The sequence below is a fragment of the Citrobacter werkmanii genome (assembly GCF_008693645.1).
In the GTDB taxonomy this organism is placed as follows: Bacteria; Pseudomonadota; Gammaproteobacteria; order Enterobacterales; family Enterobacteriaceae; genus Citrobacter; species Citrobacter werkmanii.
On sequence record NZ_CP044101.1, the window covers coordinates 4287701 to 4306754 of the forward strand.

General features: G+C 51.3%; 14 protein-coding genes and 1 tRNA gene. 6 read left to right on the forward strand and 9 right to left on the reverse strand.

The window, feature by feature from the left end:
* Positions 1 to 43 precede the first annotated feature (43 nt).
* From mutY to FOB24_RS21115, 4 genes are all read left to right on the forward strand, one after another.
* A complete protein-coding gene (gene mutY, locus FOB24_RS21100; protein WP_121530031.1) occupies positions 44 to 1096 on the forward strand; it encodes an A/G-specific adenine glycosylase in 1053 nt (350 codons plus the stop codon).
* Between the two features lie 27 nt (positions 1097 to 1123).
* Positions 1124 to 1393, forward strand: coding sequence for an oxidative damage protection protein (locus tag FOB24_RS21105; protein ID WP_003027126.1), 270 nt, complete (start codon positions 1124 to 1126; stop codon positions 1391 to 1393).
* Between the two features lie 86 nt (positions 1394 to 1479).
* The gene (gene mltC, locus FOB24_RS21110) at positions 1480 to 2565 is read left to right on the forward strand and encodes a membrane-bound lytic murein transglycosylase MltC (RefSeq protein WP_129694833.1); all 1086 of its coding nucleotides are present in this window, start codon (positions 1480 to 1482) and stop codon (positions 2563 to 2565) included.
* A 210-nt stretch (positions 2566 to 2775) separates the two neighbouring features.
* The gene (locus FOB24_RS21115) at positions 2776 to 4032 is read left to right on the forward strand and encodes a nucleoside permease (RefSeq protein WP_069324795.1); all 1257 of its coding nucleotides are present in this window, start codon (positions 2776 to 2778) and stop codon (positions 4030 to 4032) included.
* Between the two features lie 56 nt (positions 4033 to 4088).
* On the opposite strand, the gene FOB24_RS21120 is transcribed toward FOB24_RS21115, so the two are convergent.
* A complete protein-coding gene (locus FOB24_RS21120; RefSeq protein WP_137347442.1) occupies positions 4089 to 6224 on the reverse strand; it encodes an ornithine decarboxylase in 2136 nt (711 codons plus the stop codon).
* 467 nt (positions 6225 to 6691) lie between these two features.
* Here FOB24_RS21120 and FOB24_RS21130 point away from each other — a divergent pair, with 467 nt between their 5' ends.
* A complete protein-coding gene (locus FOB24_RS21130) occupies positions 6692 to 7399 on the forward strand; it encodes a DUF554 domain-containing protein (RefSeq protein ID WP_038633642.1) in 708 nt (235 codons plus the stop codon).
* Between the two features lie 105 nt (positions 7400 to 7504).
* A tRNA-Phe gene (locus FOB24_RS21135) sits at positions 7505 to 7580 on the forward strand.
* A 214-nt stretch (positions 7581 to 7794) separates the two neighbouring features.
* Here the strand turns inward: FOB24_RS21135 and FOB24_RS21145 are convergent.
* The 8 genes from FOB24_RS21145 to FOB24_RS21180 are packed head-to-tail and all read right to left on the reverse strand — an operon-like array spanning position 7795 to position 19054.
* The gene (locus FOB24_RS21145) at positions 7795 to 9135 is read right to left on the reverse strand and encodes a VasL domain-containing protein (RefSeq protein WP_150345416.1); all 1341 of its coding nucleotides are present in this window, start codon (positions 9133 to 9135) and stop codon (positions 7795 to 7797) included.
* Position 9136: 1 nt separating this feature from the next.
* On the reverse strand, positions 9137 to 9580 hold the full coding sequence (tssE, locus tag FOB24_RS21150) for a type VI secretion system baseplate subunit TssE (RefSeq protein ID WP_085048745.1): 444 nt from the start codon (positions 9578 to 9580) through the stop codon (positions 9137 to 9139).
* On the reverse strand, positions 9580 to 10113 hold the full coding sequence (gene tssJ, locus FOB24_RS21155; protein ID WP_121529532.1) for a type VI secretion system lipoprotein TssJ: 534 nt from the start codon (positions 10111 to 10113) through the stop codon (positions 9580 to 9582). Before tssJ ends, tssE begins: the two co-directional genes overlap by 1 nt.
* Positions 10088 to 11176: a type VI secretion system baseplate subunit TssG gene (gene tssG, locus FOB24_RS21160; protein WP_150345417.1), complete on the reverse strand. Its 1089-nt coding sequence runs from the start codon at positions 11174 to 11176 to the stop codon at positions 10088 to 10090. The genes tssJ and tssG overlap by 26 nt, the downstream gene beginning before the upstream one ends.
* Positions 11137 to 12903: a type VI secretion system baseplate subunit TssF gene (gene tssF / locus FOB24_RS21165; RefSeq protein ID WP_150345418.1), complete on the reverse strand. Its 1767-nt coding sequence runs from the start codon at positions 12901 to 12903 to the stop codon at positions 11137 to 11139. Before tssF ends, tssG begins: the two co-directional genes overlap by 40 nt.
* A 22-nt stretch (positions 12904 to 12925) precedes the next feature.
* Positions 12926 to 14524, reverse strand: coding sequence for a type VI secretion system protein TssA (gene tssA, locus FOB24_RS21170; protein WP_150345419.1), 1599 nt, complete (start codon positions 14522 to 14524; stop codon positions 12926 to 12928).
* On the reverse strand, positions 14521 to 17898 hold the full coding sequence (locus FOB24_RS21175) for an ImcF-related family protein (protein ID WP_190971847.1): 3378 nt from the start codon (positions 17896 to 17898) through the stop codon (positions 14521 to 14523). The genes tssA and FOB24_RS21175 overlap by 4 nt, the downstream gene beginning before the upstream one ends.
* Entirely contained in the window at positions 17870 to 19054 is a 1185-nt protein-coding gene (locus FOB24_RS21180; RefSeq protein ID WP_150345420.1) for a hypothetical protein, read from the reverse strand. The genes FOB24_RS21175 and FOB24_RS21180 overlap by 29 nt, the downstream gene beginning before the upstream one ends.

The following is a 19054-nucleotide window of genomic DNA, read 5'->3' on the forward strand; positions in this document are numbered from 1 at the left end:
GCTGTGCTGCAATCTTGCCCCCGGCAATAATGAAACGGTAATCATGCAAGCCTCTCAATTTTCAGCTCAGGTTTTGAGCTGGTACGACAAATACGGGCGCAAGACGCTGCCCTGGCAAATTGACAAGACGCCTTACAAAGTATGGCTCTCTGAGGTGATGCTGCAACAAACTCAGGTTGCCACCGTTATCCCCTATTTTGAGCGCTTTATGGCGCGCTTTCCGACGGTAACGGATTTGGCCCATGCGCCGCTGGATGAAGTTCTGCATTTATGGACCGGGCTGGGCTATTACGCCCGTGCGCGCAATTTACATAAAGCCGCGCAGCAGGTTGTGGCACTGCATGGCGGTACTTTTCCGCAAACCTTTGATGAAGTCGCCGCCCTGCCAGGCGTTGGACGCTCGACCGCAGGCGCGATCCTTTCACTCTCTCTGGGTCAGCATTTTCCGATTCTTGACGGTAACGTCAAACGCGTGCTGGCTCGCTGTTATGCTGTAAGCGGCTGGCCGGGGAAAAAAGAGGTCGAAAAGAAACTGTGGGAACTGAGCGAGCAGGTTACGCCTGCCCACGGCGTTGAGCGTTTTAACCAGGCGATGATGGATTTAGGCGCTATGGTTTGTACACGTTCAAAGCCTAAATGTTCGCTGTGTCCGCTAGAGAATGGCTGTGTAGCGGCCGCCAATGCAAGCTGGGCGCTGTATCCTGGTAAAAAACCCAAACAGACGTTACCGGAACGTACGGGCTATTTTTTACTGCTGCAGCATGATGACGAGGTGTTGCTATCGCAGCGTCCGCCCAGCGGCTTATGGGGTGGTTTATACTGTTTTCCGCAGTTTGACGACGAAGATGGGCTGCGTAAGTGGCTGGCGCAACGGCAAATTAACACAGATAATCTGATCCAACTTAATGCGTTTCGCCATACCTTTAGCCATTTCCACTTAGATATTGTGCCTATGTGGCTTCCCGTGTCTTCATGCACCTCATGCATGGATGAAGGCAACGCGCTCTGGTATAACTTAGCGCAACCGCCATCTGTTGGGCTGGCGGCTCCCGTGGAGCGTTTGTTACAGCAATTACGTGCCGGTACACAGATTTAACGTAGCGGTCGAAAGAGAGGATTTTTTATGAGCAGAACGATTTTTTGCACTTTCCTGCAACGCGAAGCAGAAGGTCAGGATTTTCAGCTGTACCCAGGCGATCTGGGAAAACGCATTTATAACGAGATTTCTAAAGAAGCCTGGGCGCAATGGCAGCACAAGCAAACCATGCTGATTAACGAGAAGAAACTCAATATGATGAACGTCGAGCACCGTAAACTGCTGGAGCAGGAGATGATCAACTTCCTGTTTGAGGGTAAGGACGTGCATATTGAAGGCTATACGCCAGAGTCATAAGAACCGTTGCCGGATGGCGCTGCGCTTATCCGGCCGACGATTTAATCTGGTCCTTGCATATAACAAACACAACACGCACTCCCGGAATGATGAAAAAATATCTCGCGCTTGCCGTTATTGCGCCGTTGCTCATCTCCTGTTCCAGTTCGACCAAAAAAGGCGATTCCTATAACGAAGCCTGGGTCAAGGATACCAACGGTTTTGATATTCTGATGGGGCAATTTGCCCATAACATTGAGAATCTGTGGGGATTTAAGGAAGTGCTGATTGCGGGTCCGAAGGACTACGTAAAGTATACCGATCAGTACCAAACCCGCAGCCACATCAACTTTGATGACGGTACGATAACCGTCGAGACCATTGCCGGAACAGATCCTGCCGGGCACCTGCGTCGGGCGATTATCAAGACGTTGCTGATGGGCGATGATCCGGGTTCTATCGATCTCTATTCCGATGTCGACGACATTAAGATTTCCAAAGAGCCGTTCCTGTACGGACAGGTGGTCGATAATACCGGCCAGCCAATTCGTTGGGAGGGACGTGCCACCAACTTTGCCAACTACCTGCTGCAAACGCGACTTAAAAGCCGCAGCAATGGCCTGCGTATCATTTATAGCGTAACGATCAATCTGGTACCAAACCACCTTGATAAGCGCGCGCATAAATACATCGGCATGGTGCGTCAGGCATCGCGTAAGTATGGCGTTGACGAATCGCTGATTCTGGCCATCATGCAAACCGAATCCTCGTTTAACCCGTATGCGGTCAGCCATGCCGATGCGCTGGGACTGATGCAGGTGGTACAACACAGCGCCGGGAAAGATGTTTTCCGCTCGCAAGGGCGCTCAGGCACACCTAGCCGCAGCTTCCTGTTTGACCCGGCCAGCAACATTGATACCGGCACGGCTTATCTGGCCATGCTCAACAATGTCTATTTGGGCGGCATTGATAATCCAACCTCGCGTCGCTATGCGGTGATCACCGCGTATAACGGCGGTGCCGGCAGCGTGCTGCGCGTGTTCTCGAATGATAAAATTCAGGCCGCGAATATCATTAACAGCATGTCCCCTGGGGACGTTTATCAAATCCTGACCACCCGACACCCATCAGCTGAATCACGCCGATACCTTTACAAGGTCAATTCCGCACAAAAATCATATCGACGCCGCTAATGTATCCCTCTTCTGTCCCCTTAAACGAGGTTAAGAAGAGGGAAAAGTGTTAACTCCATCACTCTTTTGCCTTGCAATTAGAAATTGTTTGCAAATATTTGTCACAGGTAACAAAAAAAGAGTACTGCTCGTTGATAGAATCACATCATATAGCCACGGCAAATGTGCCTTTTAAAACATTCATCCGCATTACGGTGTGAGGAAATTAACATGAATCTTAAGCTGCAGCTGAAAGTTCTCTCGTTTCTGCAGTTCTGCTTATGGGGTAGTTGGCTGACTACTCTCGGCTCCTATATGTTTGTCACCCTTAAATTCGATGGTGCATCCATTGGCGCGGTGTATAGCTCGTTGGGGATCGCCGCCGTGTTTATGCCGACGCTGTTAGGGATCGTGGCCGACAAATGGGTCAGTGCGAAATGGGTATACACCATTTGTCACCTGGTCGGTGCCGCAACGCTGTTCGCCGCAGCCGAAGTCACCACGCCAGGCGCCATGTTCTTTGTGATTTTGCTTAACTCACTGGCCTATATGCCAACGCTGGGGCTCATCAACACCATCTCCTACTATCGTCTGCAATCAGCCGGGATGGATATCGTTACCGATTTCCCACCAATTCGTATCTGGGGCACCATCGGCTTTATCATGGCGATGTGGGGCGTAAGCTTCTCCGGCTTTGAACTGAGCCATATGCAGCTGTATATCGGTGCGACGTTGTCTGTGGTACTGGCGCTGTTCACTCTGACGCTGCCGCATATTCCGGTCGCCAATCAGCAGAAAAACCAGAGCTGGTCGTCTATGCTGGGTCTGGATGCCTTTGCGCTGTTTAAAAACAAGCGCATGGCGATTTTCTTCATCTTCTCAATGATGCTGGGCGCGGAGCTGCAGATTACCAATATGTTTGGTAATACCTTCCTGCACAGCTTCGACAACAACCCGCTGTTCTCTGGTAGCTTTATCGTTGAACACGCATCGGTGATGATGTCGATTTCACAGATTTCTGAGACCCTGTTTATCCTGACCATCCCGTTCTTCTTAAGCCGTTACGGTATTAAGAACGTGATGCTGATCAGTATCGTCGCGTGGATGCTGCGCTTCGGCCTGTTTGCCTACGGCGATCCGACGCCGTTCGGTACCGTACTGCTGGTTCTGTCGATGATTGTTTACGGCTGCGCCTTCGACTTCTTCAACATCTCTGGCTCCGTGTTCGTGGAGAAAGAAGTTCGCCCTGAAATTCGTGCCAGCGCACAGGGTATGTTCCTGATGATGACCAACGGCTTCGGTTGTATTCTGGGCGGTCTGGTGAGCGGCAAAGTGGTTGAACACTACACGCTGAACGGTATTACCGACTGGCAGACCGTGTGGCTAATCTTCGCAGGTTACTCGCTGGTTCTGGCATTTGCCTTCGTTGCGCTGTTTAAATACAAACACGTGCGCGTTCCGGCAGGCACGCAGACCATCGCACACTAATCTTTATAATGAAAGAAGGTCACCATCAGGTGACCTTCTTTTTGGCCAGATGCCGCTTATTTCACAACATATCCATACAGACGCTTAATGCCGTCTGCATCCGTCTCACTGTAAACGCCTTGCAGCTCCGGCGAGAAGCCAGGCAGCAGGTTTACACCCTCTTCCAGCGCCAGGAAGTATTGTTGCACCGCCCCGCCCCAGACTTCGCCAGGCACCACGCACAGCACGCCCGGAGGATAAGGCAGCGCACCTTCCGCCGCAATGCGGCCAGCAGCATCACAAATACGCACCAGTTCAACATCACCACGAATAAAAGCGCTGTTGGCATCCTGCGGATTCATCGCCACGGCAGGCAGACTCTCCTGACGGAACATCGCTTTTTGCAGATCTTTCACATCAAAGCTGACGTACAGTGAGTGCATCTCCTGACACAGTTCACGCAGCGTGTAATCCCGGTAGCGCACCGGATACTTGTTGAAGATAGTGGGCAGCACTTCAGCCAGCGGCGTGTCGTTCTCAATGTGCTGTTCAAACTGCGCCAGCATCGCCACCAGTTGCGCCATTTTCTCTGCGCTTTCAGCCGGGGTCAGCAGGAACAGAATCGAGTTGAGGTCGCATTTCTCCGGCACAATGCCGTTTTCACGCAGGTAATGCGCCAGAATCGTCGCCGGAATACCAAACTCAGTATATTGCCCGGTTTGCGCATCAATGCCCGGGGTAGTTAACAACAGCTTGCAGGGATCGACAAAATACTGGTCGCGCGCGTAACCGGAAAAACCATGCCACTTCGCGCCAGGCTCAAAGCTAAAGAAGCGACGCTCGCTGGCAATCACCGCCGTCGGATAGGTTTCCCACGGTTTGCCATCAACCACCGGGGGAATAAACGGCTGAATCATCTTACAGCGAGCAATAATCGCTTTACGGGCCTCGATTCCCAGCGCCACGCACTCTGCCCATAGCCGACGACCGCTCTCGCCTTCATGAATTTTGGCGTTAACGTCCAACGCCGCAAACAGCGGATAAAACGGACTGGTGGAAGCATGCAGCATAAACGCGTTGTTCAGCCGCTTATGCGGGCAGAACCGCGCCTGGCCGCGAATGTGGTTATCCTTTTTGTGGATCTGCGAGGTTTGCGAGAACCCAGCCTGTTGTTTGTGTACTGACTGCGTCACAAAGATCCCCGGATCGTTAGCATTAAGCTCCAACAGCAACGGTGAGCTATCGGCCATCATCGGGATAAATTGCTCGTAGCCGACCCATGCGGAATCAAACAGGATGTAATCACACAGGCTACCGATTTTGTCGATCACCTGCCGGGCGTTGTAGATCGTGCCGTCATAAGTGCCGAGTTGAATGATCGCCAGACGGAACGGACGCGGCTGGTCAGCCTTTTGTGGCGCAACTTCACGGATCTGCTGACGCAGGTACTGCTCATCAAAGCAGTGCTCATCAATGCCGCCGATAAAGCCAAACGGATTACGCGCCGCTTCCAGATAAACCGGCGTTGCACCCGCCTGGATCAGCGCGCCGTGGTGGTTCGACTTATGGTTGTTACGGTCAAAAAGCACCAGATCCCCACGCGTCAGCAGCGCATTGGTTACCACTTTATTGGCCGCAGAGGTTCCGTTCAGCACAAAGTAGGTTTTATCCGCGTGGAAAACTTTCGCGGCAAATTTCTGCGCATGTTTCGCTGACCCTTCATGAATCAGCAGATCGCCAAGCTTAACGTCAGCGTTGCACATGTCCGCACGAAACAGATTCTCACCAAAGAATTCGTAGAAATGCCGCCCCGCAGGATGCTTCTTAAAAAACTCACCGTGTTGGTGTCCCGGGCAGGCAAACGTGCTGTTCCCCATTTCGACATACTGGGTCAGCGTGTCGTAGAACGGTGGCAGTAGATCGTCTTCATACTGACAGGCAGCAGTCTCCAGCTCCAGCCACTCCTGAGCCTGACCACGAATGACCGCATTGACTCCCGCTGGCACCTCCACATCGGATTCCGCGAACAGAAACACGGGTAAATGAAAACCTGTGCGTTTAAGCAAAGCAAGGATCCCGCTGCGGCTGTCCGCAACGGTAATGACGACTGCCGCAACGTCAGTAAAATCGGTACTGTCCAACGAGACCACCTGACGATGGCTGGACAGACGAGAGACCAGTTCACTACTGGCGGCAATTTTCATTGATTTCATAAGCGCAATAACCCGTTTCGGGAAAATCAAAAGTCCCGGCAAAGCCGCACTGCTTTGCCCACGAAATGACAGGTCAAACTGGTTACCAGCCCCGACCGCCAGACATCAGTAAAAGCAGATAGCCTCTGATCTTACTGTTATCCTGCAGTGAGCGTGCGCTTACCTCACCGCATGGTGGAAGCGTGAAGATATGTTGCAGGAAGGGGCAAGCGTCGCGCAAAAAGGCGATATGGAAGGCGATGTAGGGGGAATAATTTCATCCCAGGCAGCCCCATTCAGACAGGAGAAAATTCGCGCAATCATGGCACCTTTCACTGACAGGCGCAAGATAAAATCCGGCGCTAAAACCTCACAGATAAACAAACATTTTGTCTGAAATTAGCGGCATAATAATGCAATCTGAAACATAATTTCACCCAGTCAATTGCCTTCAGGATCAAGACGATAATGGGTATGCAGGAGCAAACGTGGTAATCGGACCCTTTATTAATGGCGGCGCCATTTTATTTGGCGGCGTTTTCGGCGCACTACTTAGCCAGCATTTACCGGAGCGCATTCGGGTCTCGATGACCTCCATATTCGGCCTGTGCTCTTTGGGAATTGGTATCTTGCTGGTTATCAAATGCGCCAACCTGCCGGTAATGGTTCTGGCAACGCTGGTTGGCGCGTTAATTGGCGAATTCTGTCATCTGGAGAAAGGGATTAACGCCGCCGTAGCCAAAGCACAGCAGCTTTTCACCCGTTCGGACGCCAACGCAACGCATGAATCATTTATCCAAAGTTACGTGGCCATCATCGTGCTGTTTTGCGCCAGCGGAACCGGGATCTTCGGGGCGATACATGAAGGCATGACCGGCGATCCAAATATATTAATCGCGAAATCGTTTCTTGATTTCTTCACGGCCATCATTTTTGCCTGTTCGCTGGGGATCGCGGTCTCTGCCATTTGTGTGCCGATGCTGGCAATCCAGTTGACGCTGGCCGCCTGCGCGGCGCTGATTTTACCCCTGACCACGCCTGCAATGATGGCTGATTTCAGCGCTGTAGGCGGACTATTGCTGCTGGCAACCGGTTTACGTATTTGCGGCATCAAAATGTTTGCCGTTGTAAATATGCTCCCGGCCCTGCTGCTGGCAATGCCGCTTTCCGCCGCGTGGACGGCATTTTTTGCCTGAGAATGCGTGCAATAGCAGCAATGTGGTGATAGATTGTGCAGTCTGCATTGATTTGAAGAAATTTCGTTGACGAAGCGAAGCGAATCGGGTTTAATGCGCCTCGTTGCCCGGATAGCTCAGTCGGTAGAGCAGGGGATTGAAAATCCCCGTGTCCTTGGTTCGATTCCGAGTCCGGGCACCACTATTTAAAGAACCCGCCCAAAAGGCGGGTTTTTGCTTTTGGAGAAGCGGACTCTCCATCGAACTCCGTTCGATTATTCGCCGCCAGCGGCTCACCCCTTCGGGGCCAGCGCGACAAGCACGCTGTTCAACGCCTACGGCGTTAGTCCGAGTCCGGCACCACTATTTAAAGAACCCGCCCAAACGGCGGTTTTTTGCTTTTTGGGGAATAGAATCTAATCCCTTCCCGTAGCGCTTTCTTTCAATAGCATATAGCGATTAAGAAGCTGATTAATCCGCATATCGAGCTGCTGATACAAAGCGGGTGATACACTCCCCTGCTTTTTTAATTCGTCATCTATTTGACGCAATAACTCTTCTGTCGGCGGCGTTTGGTCAAGCTGGCGGCGGATAGTGAAAATGGCTGATTTCAGCTCCGACCCCGTCAGATATTTACCTTTGCGTTCATCAAGCATATTTAGCCGAGCGGTTAACGCGTCCAGACCCTGCTGGGCATCATGCCAGTTTTGCAGAGCGCTTTCCGGCAATGCTTCCGTGGTTAACGCTTTCTGTAACCCACTAACGAATGTCGTTGTCTGCGATTCCTCCGGCCACAGGGTGACTAACTGCTGCGCTAATGATGCGGCATATTCTCTCGACCACAAAGGTGACAGGTCATGTAAAACGTCCAATTGCCCTTGCGTTGCGGCAATTATTTCCTGCTTCTGTTCCTTCAAATCTGAAGATTGCCTCAACGTGGACAATTGCTCTGGCGTCAGCATCTGCGGCAATGGCTTCACCAGTTCATATCCGTCGGCGCGCATATGAGTGATACCAAGAAAAGCGCCTGTACTTACGACCGCAGTCACCATGACACCGATAGCAAACCCCAACCACATCCGTCGGGTTCCATGTGCGGTTTGAGTAGCAAAAACCGTTGCGCTCGATTGCTCTGATGGCACAGGTTCATTAACCACAAAGACCAACTGTGGCACTGACGTCTCAACGTTAATGGTCGCACCTGAAGCCGGTATCATCACAGCGCCCGCTCCCGAATCCGCTTCAGCCTTCTCCAGACGCAAAGCAGCATTGTGCATCCAGGTAACCACTGCCTCCAGTTTACTCAGCGCTTTCAACTCAAGTCGCTGCAGCACTTCGCAGGCATGTTTTAAACTCTGTTCAACCCGATACACCATTGATAAATCAGCATATGACAGCGTCAGCGTACGCAATTCTTGCTGTAAACGGGCAGACAGCCATGCAAGAACCTCAACGCGGGCATGCGTCTGCTGCGGCCATATAGCACTCCAGTGATGCGTCAATAAGGCTTCCATAAGTTCCGCGCCTTCGGCAAGCCCTACCAGGCCCGCATTACGTATTCTGCCGACGGTATACCAGGCCAGGGTTTGCAGTTCGACGCCGTTATGACGAAACAATGTCAGGCTTAACTGTTCAACCTTGTGCCAGTCAACATCCGGGCGCGCGGGGTGAGTCAGTTTGCTGATTTCATCGCGTAACTGCCCGAACTCCGTAAAAGCACGCGGGTCGCCACCGGTGATGATGCGATTCTTTTCCATGTCAGTACACTCTCGTCTCAAGCCAGCCCTGCTTCTTAAGATGACGAATAAGCACCCGTCCCTCAGGGGTAAAGTCAGTGCCATAGCGAACAATGCCCAGGTCCTGCAGTTCAGCATCGATTGCATAACGCAAATGCCCCGGCGCTTCCTGCTCCTGCATCGTTACCTGAATACCTTTTAGTCGCGGTTCATATTTCAATAAAACCTGAGAAAGTATGCTGATAAGCTGATGCGCCGTTCCTGGCATCCCCTGGAGGATTTTGGTCATATCCGGCAGACCGTAGTCGGGCAAATGTTTGAGGCTACCGGCACGAGTATTCAAAATCCGCTGCATATTATCGAGGACGGACAAAATGACCTGCGTGTTTTCACTAACTGCGTGCAAAGGAAAACCACCGGAAAAATTACCCAGCAAGATGTCATAAAGAGAAGGCCGTTTAGTCATTACTCGTCCTCCTGCGTCAGGAGAATCAGAGCCTGAGAATTTAATTCAATCACTCGCGCCTTATCAGGATCGAGATCTTCACGCTCTAACACAACACGCCATGAATCCTCAGACTGATCGGGAGAAATGAACATTCCCGCCACGCCAACATATTGCGCTTCCTTTTCGAGTGGAATATCGACTGTTACGCTTTCACCAGGACGTACCCGAATATCTTTCTGAGCCAATAAATCTGCTTTCACCGCCGTGCTGTCTTGCGCAAATAAAGACTGATAGTTTGCCGAATCAAATGCTTTACGATCTCTGAGTTGGTAAATACGGACGACAGTTGAAAGCGCGATACCCTGCGCATTTTTATTAGCGGCTTCTCTGGCGGAAAGATCCAAATGCAATGTTTTAATTTCCTTATAAAAAATTGACTTCGTTAATGACACTGCGCCTTCAGATACTTTTTGTGTCAGACCACATCCGGTTACCAGACTGGTCATTGCGGTTATTACGGCAAAATTAATAGCGATAATCGCCAGTCTCATCGGCTTCCATCCGCTGATCGTGTTGACTAAGGCTCTGCCAAAGCCCAAGTGTAATCGTTATGAGTTGATTCTTCGTTTCCGGATTATCCAGACGCATTACAGCCGTTCGGCCGAGCAGTACTGCGCGTTCGCTTTTATTACTGGTAAGTTGAGCATCCGGAAGCGCCGAGCGAGGAATCCGTAATTGCAGCCTCGCATTCACTCTGGCACCTAAATAAACGTGCATCAGCGCGAGAAAATCATGGTAAAGCTGACCACCGGGTAACCAGTCACGAACCTCATCGGGAGCATCCGTTGTCAGAGTAATTAGCACCTGGCTGTTAATATCTACGGCGCTATGCCCCATCACCGGACGAGAATGAAGGCTAACGGGTTGCCGTGTACTCATTTTTAACGCCTTATCCAGCAGGATTAAGCGTTTATCATGAGGGGTCACGGTGATATTTGTTGTTGGTGATAATAAAGAAACCAGCGCGGATATTCCTTCCGCCGTGCGAGTTGGCATTCTCATTATTCCTAACAGCGCCAAAAAACGCGATAACGGGGTCTCGGTTTGTTTACCACATCCCGGAATCCCCAACCCGGTTAGCCCCAGTAAATATTGCGATGTTTCATCTGTACCGCCCGGGCGAAAGGTCGCTGGATAGCTATATTTACGCCAGACTCGATAAAACTGCGTAATTAAGCGGTGATTAAAAATATCCAGAAACTCAGCGGCAACGTCTGAGCCTTCCTGACGCTGGGCGATATCATCCTGATAGGTTGTCGGCAGCGGCGATTCCACACCATACAACCCCATAAAAGTGACCCGAACCGTTGGCGGCAGTGTGGGTTGTTGCGGATCATATACTGCACTTTTTAGCTCCCCCGCCGGGAAGCCCATTCCCGGATGAGGGCGAAAACGAACGGCATCGAAGCGCGGGCTTTGTTGGCTTCCGGGACAGGGTGCTTGTGGACCCCACTGTTCCAGCAACTGGCAGAAACGATAAAAATTGGTACGGGGCAGGTTTTCACCAAGGCTATTTAGCAGCCGGGTAGCCGCTGATTGTGATTCTCTTTCCATCGCAAGCTTTTCCCTGCCGGCTGTATGATTAAAGTAAGCTGATTAAACAAATGAATATCCGCATACAATGCAAAAAAGCGGTTAAGCATTTCTCCAAACAGATGAATATCGCCCTCACCGGTAAATCCGTTCTCATCAAGCGTTATTTCGATGTCCACCCCTCGTAGTAGAAATCCTTTTTCAAAGCGCTGTATTTCATGTTGTTGAACATCCATGATCGCATCCAGACGACGATAATTAAGCTCATCATCCTGCCAGTTATAGAGAGACAACGTTCCTTTGAGCACTTCAGCGCTGGCCATCATATTCAGAAAGCTGGATCCCAGGTGACTCAACACTCGCCAGTGAAAACGATCCTCAGCGGGAGGGTAAGCGGGGAGAGTCGGTTTACATAGATTACGCACGGCAAGCGGCGTCTGGAGGATCTGCTCACAACGATTAAGCAATGAACTCTGCAACGCTCGTCTGGGTAGCTGACCGTTTGTGCCGGTCACTTTCAAAGACACGGTTTCATACTCAGCCAGACGATCCCGCTCCCAGGCATCTCCTCCGAGTATCAGCCAGGTATCATACAATCCGGATACGCCGCGTCTGACGCGAGTATGGTAGTAACGTTCAGGCGCATTACGGCGCATCATGCCTCCCTTGTGGCGAAAGCTGGTAAAGGGGACATAGCCAGCATTACGCGTTCGCTGCGAACCTGAAACCGCATCTACCGAATAAATTTCCGTGTGACCATCCTGCAATCTGCGCGGACGCAGCAAATATTCGCTTTCAAGCCCATTAACCACCAGCGGATCGGCTTCCAGAGTGAAGAGATTAATAACCGGAACGCAATGAAGACGGATGTTTTCACTCCCCAGAGGAAGCTCAGAACTCCACTGTTGAGTCAGTACAGCTTCTATTTCAAAACACGCTATACCGGCAGGAAACGTTACCTTTTCCAGGCCGTTTAGATGGACAAACATAAATTTTTCGCGGAACGTAAAATACTCAAGCAATAATTGCCAACCGCCAAACGCCGTATCGCCTTTTGCCCATAAACTGTCTTCACTGGCAAATCCGCCCGGGGAAAAATACCCCTCCAGTCGAATACGTTCTACGCTATTGGGGAGTCTCAAATAAAGAGAGGCCAGACGCTTTGTCAAAGCAAGGTGCAGCGCGTGGGTCACCGGTGCGTCGCCGCTCAGATAAAGACTGAGGCGCGTCAGATCGGTTTGCGACCAGTCCATCTGTGGATTGCACTTTATTCGCATACGGATGGCCGAGCGTCCGTCAGGTTCGGCATCAATATTCACCACCGTGACAGACAGTGGATTGAGCGTGACGGGCTGAGTAGTACGATACTGACATACCGTTTTTTTAGGGCCAACTGGCTGGGACAATACACCAAACCCCGCATTGATCCGTTCGCTCATTTTCAGTACATCAATATCAGGTAAAAGCTCGACAATACTTAAGGAGGGAATGGTACGTAAATAATGTGGCCACAGCAGGCTCATTAAGCCTTCGGTAAATTCAGGGAGATGATCATCGATTTTGGCGCGCAAGCGTCCCATCGAAAATGCAAAACCTTCAAATAATCGCTCCACATACGGATCGGGAATGCCGACTTTATCCAGATCCAGCATCGCTGCACGATCCGGATGCGCCTGCGCAAACTCTTTTGCCGCTTCCCTTAAATAACGCATTTCCGCGGCATAATAACGCAGAGTTAAATCTTCCATTTTACAGTTCGCTTTTTTAGTTTTAGCCACACAAGACGGCGGCTCTGGCGGGATCAATGGCGACCAAACCGGACAACAGAGAGTCCATCTCTGGCGCCAGACGCGCTTTGTCACTTTCACTGCGGTTGGCTTTTAAACGCAGAAGTTTCAGCCGTCGCGCTTTGATTTCAAACAGCAGTTCAGGCTCCCATTGTTTGAGGGTGAGAGCGTGTGCTGTCGTATTCAATTCGCCAAGCAAATGCAGCGCGAGATCGTTGCGCCCACATTGTTCGGTCAGACGGGCCATCAACAACTGGCGTAACCAACGCTGTCGAGGTGAAATAATGCCGGGGCGAGTCTGAAGCCAGGCAAGCGCTGCTTCAATGCCTTCGCTATCCGCCAGCGCCAGCGCCTCGCTTTCAAGGAGCAGAATATCGTCATCCACCCCAGCGGTAGTCGCAGCGACTTTTTCCGTCCGCCAGTCGCTTTCCTGCAGCACGTCACGGGCTATCCACTCGCGGGTGACATCGTCAGCAAAGGGAGTTCCATCGTTAAAAGCCAGTGTTTCCAGACCCGGCATCCGATGTAGCAGCATTTTCAGATCGCTGATGATAATCGTGGCATTTTTATCCCATGGCGACCCCGCCCTGGTTAGCGCCTGATGAAGGTACCACTGCACGTCCAGCCAGAAATGATTCACTCCCTCGACAAATAAGCTGTCAGTTAACTCAATCAGTTCAGTCCAGTTTTGCTGCAAATACAGACGTTTGAGCTGCGCGCGGTAATCACTCTTGGGCGGTACCAGGCGTGTACGTCCGGCGCCATCTGGCGGAGGAAGCTGGCTGACCGTATCGAGGCGCACGCTTTTCATCAAATGATGCGCCGCCAGCCAGCCTTCCGGCTGATCGCTTAAGTATTTTGCCAACACCCGTGCCTGTTCCAGCAGCTCACGGCCAGAAGCAATACTTTTGAGGACGGGGGGTTCTGCGCTGTGCCGGCTGGGTTGAGCGCTGATATTTTGCGGTACCAATGCCTGAGCGCCGCCAGACTGCGCCAGCCGATTTTCCAGCGCGCTATACAACGCCCCAAGCCCTGGACGAATACTCTCTTCTCGCTGACTAAACTGCTGCTCCAGCAGCATCAGCGCACCGGCGATCCGTTGCGTGTCAGGTCGTGAAACCTCGGGAAAACGCGCCAGACTATCCAGCATCCGCCCGCCTGCCAGCCATTCAAGGGCGGCCTTATGGCTGTTGGCTCTTAAGGGATGGAGAGAATCGCCATATTGCTGCATCAGGCCAGCCAGCAAAATCAGACCATCCGCCAGACCGGACTCACCATCCTGATGCAAACGCGCCCATGTGTAGTAGGTGACAACACGGACATCTTTACTGGTATGGGTCAGAATTTTTTCCGCAAGCTCAATGATGAGCTCCGTTTGCGCGCCAGACAGTTTATTCACCTCCTCTCGCATACGCTGAAAATCATCGTCATAGCCAGGATCTTCACCACCAGGGTTGACTGCCGAAATGGGCAATAGCCAGTTTTGCCATAGCGCAGTCTGCGTTTGCGCCTGTTCCATGAGTTGCTGTTGTTCATCTGGCGAAGCCGTGCTGGCATCCAGTAGACGTTTCAGAGCGTTCATTCTTCTTCCTCTGAGGAAATCTTGCTGCTAACAACAAAAATTGCTTCTGGTAGTTCAAAGTCGCGGAGTTTGAGTAATACGAGCGGGCCTTCACCTGCTTCCGTTCGCAGGGTGTAGTTCAGCGGCAATCCATCCTGCGCTGTCCAGCGCAGGTTAAAACCGCTGTTTACGCCAGCGTTATCGGTTATCTCCGCTTTCTCAAGCAGTCGTATCCACCCCCAGGTACCGGGGTTATCTGAGTAGATTCGGGTTCCCGTATTGGTGCTCACCCAGCTTAGGGTTGCCCCTGACGCTTGCGTATCGGCAGGCCAGACAACGTTTTTCCACGCTGGCATCTGATTAACGTAGGTGAGTTTCTGCCCATCCAGTACGAGGTCGGTCTGCATGACATCCCGCGCCGTTCCAGGACGCAGTTCAAAACGCATCCCGGCTTCTCCACGAATAAATGCGACATCCGCAATTTGACTGAGCTGGTCCATCGCCTCGAGGAACGCCGGATTAAACACCAGTCCCTGAGCATTCACCGTGTCGGCAACCCAGTGACGTCCCTGTTTATGCAGCACACCACTTAAATGGCTTTCGAGAAAATGCGGGATCCGACCATTATCGCTTCGCAGATATTGCGCCAGCAGCGGCAGAGAAGCCTCGCTGCCAACATCGCGAAACGGATATCGTCCGCCGAATGCACTGTTCCAGTCATTCACAATCAGCGCCTTCCATTGCGCATTCAGGCCCGCCGCGGTCGGTTGCAATACCTGCTGCCATGACTGCTCCAGCGGCTGAACAAACATAGTTTGACCAAATCCACTCCATGCTTGCCCCAGACTGGCCGCCACCAGATTGCCATAGTCACGCGTGGTGGTGAGATCGATGGTTTTGCCCTGAAACACCGTTTGCGCCAGGGCCTGACTCATTCCCTGCGGATCGGCAGCGTTAGTAATCTGCTGGAGTTTCAGCCTGACCTGCGTTACCCGGGTCAGGTAGGTTTGCAGACTCAGGTGGCTGATATCCTGCCCGGCAGATTGTTCATCCATCAAGGCCAGGATTGGCGAGAAGGTACTCGCCATAGGGCCTTCTTCCCGCGCATGCTGGTCAATGGTTTGATTTTCTTTAGTGTTAAATAGCTCCTTTGCCGACTTCACCAATGAGTCCGACAGCGCTTCACCGGTTAACCCTGTACGTCCCTGAACGACGAGCGTATTCATTAACGCAATCAGAGGAGACTGACGGATATCGGCAATCAACGTGAGTTGATCGATAGCATCGCTTAGCGTCTGGGTGCGCTTCCAGCGAATACTGTTGAGAAAATCGAGCCAGTTGTCGGCAAAATCCGTGAAGTAACGCTCGCTAAGACGCGTCTTTAATGCCTGGGGAGAAAGAGGATCGCTTGCAGAATGCGTATCATCCCCCAGCACCTGATCCATTTCTTCCCGGCGGTTGTTTACGATTTTCTCTATGGCGGGCAAAACCTCCTCTTCCCAGGCTTTGCGGGTATACACGCCAGCAACCGAACTGCGGGTATAAAATACGTGCTCTGCCCGGGTATCGCCGGTCATGTCTTCCAGACGAAGATCGGTGTAATGCGGAGTTACCTGTTCAATGATTTTCTGATACAGGGCAGCTTCGCCATTGCGGATCCCCATCTGACGAATTAACAGCGTTCGCACCTGGCTAATAAGATTTTTATCGGCTGCTATTTTCCATTCAGGATGCGCCTGAAGGTGTTCTCCCCAGAATTGCCAGAGGCCAGGCCCAACGCCCTGCCATGATGCACGCGAAATACCCGCTCGCTCCGGCCAGTCTTGCATCAACGCCTGACTAAAAAATGACGCCTCCATCTGTTCAGGTCGGGAGAGCATCAGATACATTTTCAGTTGGTTGTAGGCGATCTTTGCCTGGGCAGTAAACTGCGGGCTGTCTGGAGCCAGTCGGGTTAAAGCCGTTAATTCCTGAGTAAGATGTTGAGCGGCTTCATCACGCAGGAGCGGAATAGCGATACGCGTATAACGCGGCCATAGCGCATCCAGCAGAGCATCATTTTGACTTAAACCGAAGCGGTAGTACCACGGCACCCCATTCTGCTGACGCCAGCGAAGCATGCCTGGCGTTTGCTGAAGAGCGGAAAGCGCCGTAAGACGCTCGGCGAGCGGTTTATCCGGGCCGCCTGCCAGTCTCGCCTGATCCAGACTTTCGCCGATCAGATTGCGATTCGCCAGGAAAGACACCACCATTCCCGCCCCCCATAGCAGTATCAAACCGGCTGTACAGACTGCCAACACCCCCATCCCTGAACGGCCTGTACGCTGTGCCTTAAGTTCAGCTGGTAACGCAGGGAGTGAATCAAGCAGCGCACGCCAGCGATCATCACGCCTCCAGGCATGCGCAACGCCCGATGAGGTACTTTCCGCATACTGGCTCAAGATGACCGCCGCCAGCGGCAATGGCCGATGCGGGCTAAAAAAAGTGGACAACGATTCGCTGATGGCTTCTGCGCCAGGCATCAGCAAATTAGCCATTTTCAGTAAGACGTTATCGCGGATATTGCGCGTAACCTGCTGCGTGCCCTGCTCCGCCATCTGTATTGCGAGCGAGGTCAACTGCGAACGACATAAAGCCGTGGTGCATCCTGCAGGAAACAAACACGTCGCAGAGTGTAGGGTTACGTCATCCCGTGTGCCATGCAGCGACCAAAGGTACAACGGCACTCGCCAGCGAAGCGTGGTAAAAACAGCCTGAAGATGGCGGACGGCATTATCTGCTTGTTCTGCGCTTAAAGAGACAACAGGTGTTGATTGAACCAATGCCTGCTGGTGCTGAAAGGTGGGGGTTACCCATACAATCCCATCCAGCGGGCGCCGATGCAGCTTGCGTATCGCATCAAACAGCGTGACATCTGGCGTTTCAGTGAGCCCACCTCCCCAGATTAACACCACGCCATCCCCTTCAACCCAGCGCAGAGAGGTGAGTTTTGGCACCAGCAGCTCAACCTGAGAGGCATCCCCCATCACCAGCAGAATACGCGTTTTGGCGCGCCAGCGGCGGCCGTAATTCCCTTTTAGTGCATCACGAATTTCTCCTGTCCGTATATTCCTGGAGGGTATTTCCTCTATTCGGGATTCATTTTCAGGAAAAACGCCGACATTTTCCTCGCTTACGCGAAACAGATGCTCCCTTGCATAAAGGCTGATATGCGGATACAGGCGAATCAAAATAATTAAAATTGCCGTGGCTACAACTAAGAGAAATTTCTTCGTAGGTGAATCTGCGCCCAGATACTCACCAAAGCGATTCGCCAGCCATGATAATCCCGCTAGGATTACCAAAAACAACACAGCCTGACTTCCCCTACTCCATAGATGGCTTGTCGTATTCATTATCACTCCAGGGTAAAACGGTACAGATATATGGCTGTTGTTCCTGAACAGAAACGATCAAATATGGTGCTGAGTGATGCTTTGACATGTCAGCGGTCACACCAGCACATAGCCAACCGGAAAATGGACCGGGGATCCCCATGAATCGTTCAAGAACAATGGTGTTTTCAACCTGCCAATGAACACCATTCTCATGAGCAATTGGATAGAGTTGCGTACTCAACGAAGCAATTGACTGGTAATCAGACACAATGGCCCTGGTTTTTTTCGCACTGACCTGTGTAGTAAAAAAAGTGGTTAAATCTTGCAACAAACACGATTTATCCAGAGGCATTGGACGCAATAAGCGACATTTTCCTTCCAAACCGTAATTGCGCGCAACATCATCACTGGCTAAAAGAAAAACAGCCATTCCATCAGAATATTTATCGTGCCCATTAAATTGCAAAATCAGAAAAAGATCGCTTCTGACTTCAGCATCTTTCAGGTTCGTATCCAGTTGGTGGCACGGAAACTCAATGACAATCCGTACAGAGGAAGGCTGCGGCTTGGCAGGTAAACTTGTCTGCCAGATGCGATGAAAGTTGGATTGTAGTAAGCAAATTTCTTCAGTTGAACCATCCGTGACGAGGGTTACATGCAACGGAATGCCAGTCGGTAATATGCTCAGAGATTCAGCTATACTGTTAAGCAAAACAGCCGCGGCATAGCATTGATTTTTGACCTGAGGTAAGTAATTGATACGATTAACCAAATCATATTGGTTTGCGATATTCTTTGAATTACCAGCAATAATTGCAACGGTAATTTTCTCTGGTAACAATACGCAGCTATTCATCACGACAATAGAGCGCTGTCCCCAAGACTGCCATTCACGCTGAGAAATCAATATTTCTTTTTGCAAAAACTCATAATATTCAAGCGCCCGCCCATATAAATACCCTCTAATACTGGCAATTATTAACCACAGAAACACTGGAAAAAGTGAAACCAGCCAGATGTTGACATCATTAATAAAAAACAGATGCTCTGTTGCATGCAATACAAAAAGTAAGATGCTTACTATTACTGATAATATACCGACCAGTATCCATCGCCAGAGAGAAAGAGGTTCAGGAGCTACGGGCGTGATAATTCTATGGCGTTCCCAGCCCAT

Coding starts and splice junctions, on each gene's coding strand:
- FOB24_RS21145 (WP_150345416.1), bottom strand. CDS start 9,135: ATGGAAAAGAATCGCATCATCACCGGTGGCGACCCGCGTGCTTTTACG.
- tssG (WP_150345417.1), bottom strand. CDS start 11,176: ATGGAAAGAGAATCACAATCAGCGGCTACCCGGCTGCTAAATAGCCTT.
- tssJ (WP_121529532.1), bottom strand. CDS start 10,113: ATGAGACTGGCGATTATCGCTATTAATTTTGCCGTAATAACCGCAATG.
- FOB24_RS21115 (WP_069324795.1), top strand. CDS start 2,776: ATGAATCTTAAGCTGCAGCTGAAAGTTCTCTCGTTTCTGCAGTTCTGC.
- mltC (WP_129694833.1), top strand. CDS start 1,480: ATGATGAAAAAATATCTCGCGCTTGCCGTTATTGCGCCGTTGCTCATC.
- mutY (WP_121530031.1), top strand. CDS start 44: ATGCAAGCCTCTCAATTTTCAGCTCAGGTTTTGAGCTGGTACGACAAA.
- tssF (WP_150345418.1), bottom strand. CDS start 12,903: ATGGAAGATTTAACTCTGCGTTATTATGCCGCGGAAATGCGTTATTTA.
- tssA (WP_150345419.1), bottom strand. CDS start 14,524: ATGAACGCTCTGAAACGTCTACTGGATGCCAGCACGGCTTCGCCAGAT.
- tssE (WP_085048745.1), bottom strand. CDS start 9,580: ATGACTAAACGGCCTTCTCTTTATGACATCTTGCTGGGTAATTTTTCC.
- FOB24_RS21180 (WP_150345420.1), bottom strand. CDS start 19,054: ATGGGCTGGGAACGCCATAGAATTATCACGCCCGTAGCTCCTGAACCT.
- FOB24_RS21105 (WP_003027126.1), top strand. CDS start 1,124: ATGAGCAGAACGATTTTTTGCACTTTCCTGCAACGCGAAGCAGAAGGT.
- FOB24_RS21120 (WP_137347442.1), bottom strand. CDS start 6,224: ATGAAATCAATGAAAATTGCCGCCAGTAGTGAACTGGTCTCTCGTCTG.
- FOB24_RS21175 (WP_190971847.1), bottom strand. CDS start 17,898: ATGAATACGACAAGCCATCTATGGAGTAGGGGAAGTCAGGCTGTGTTG.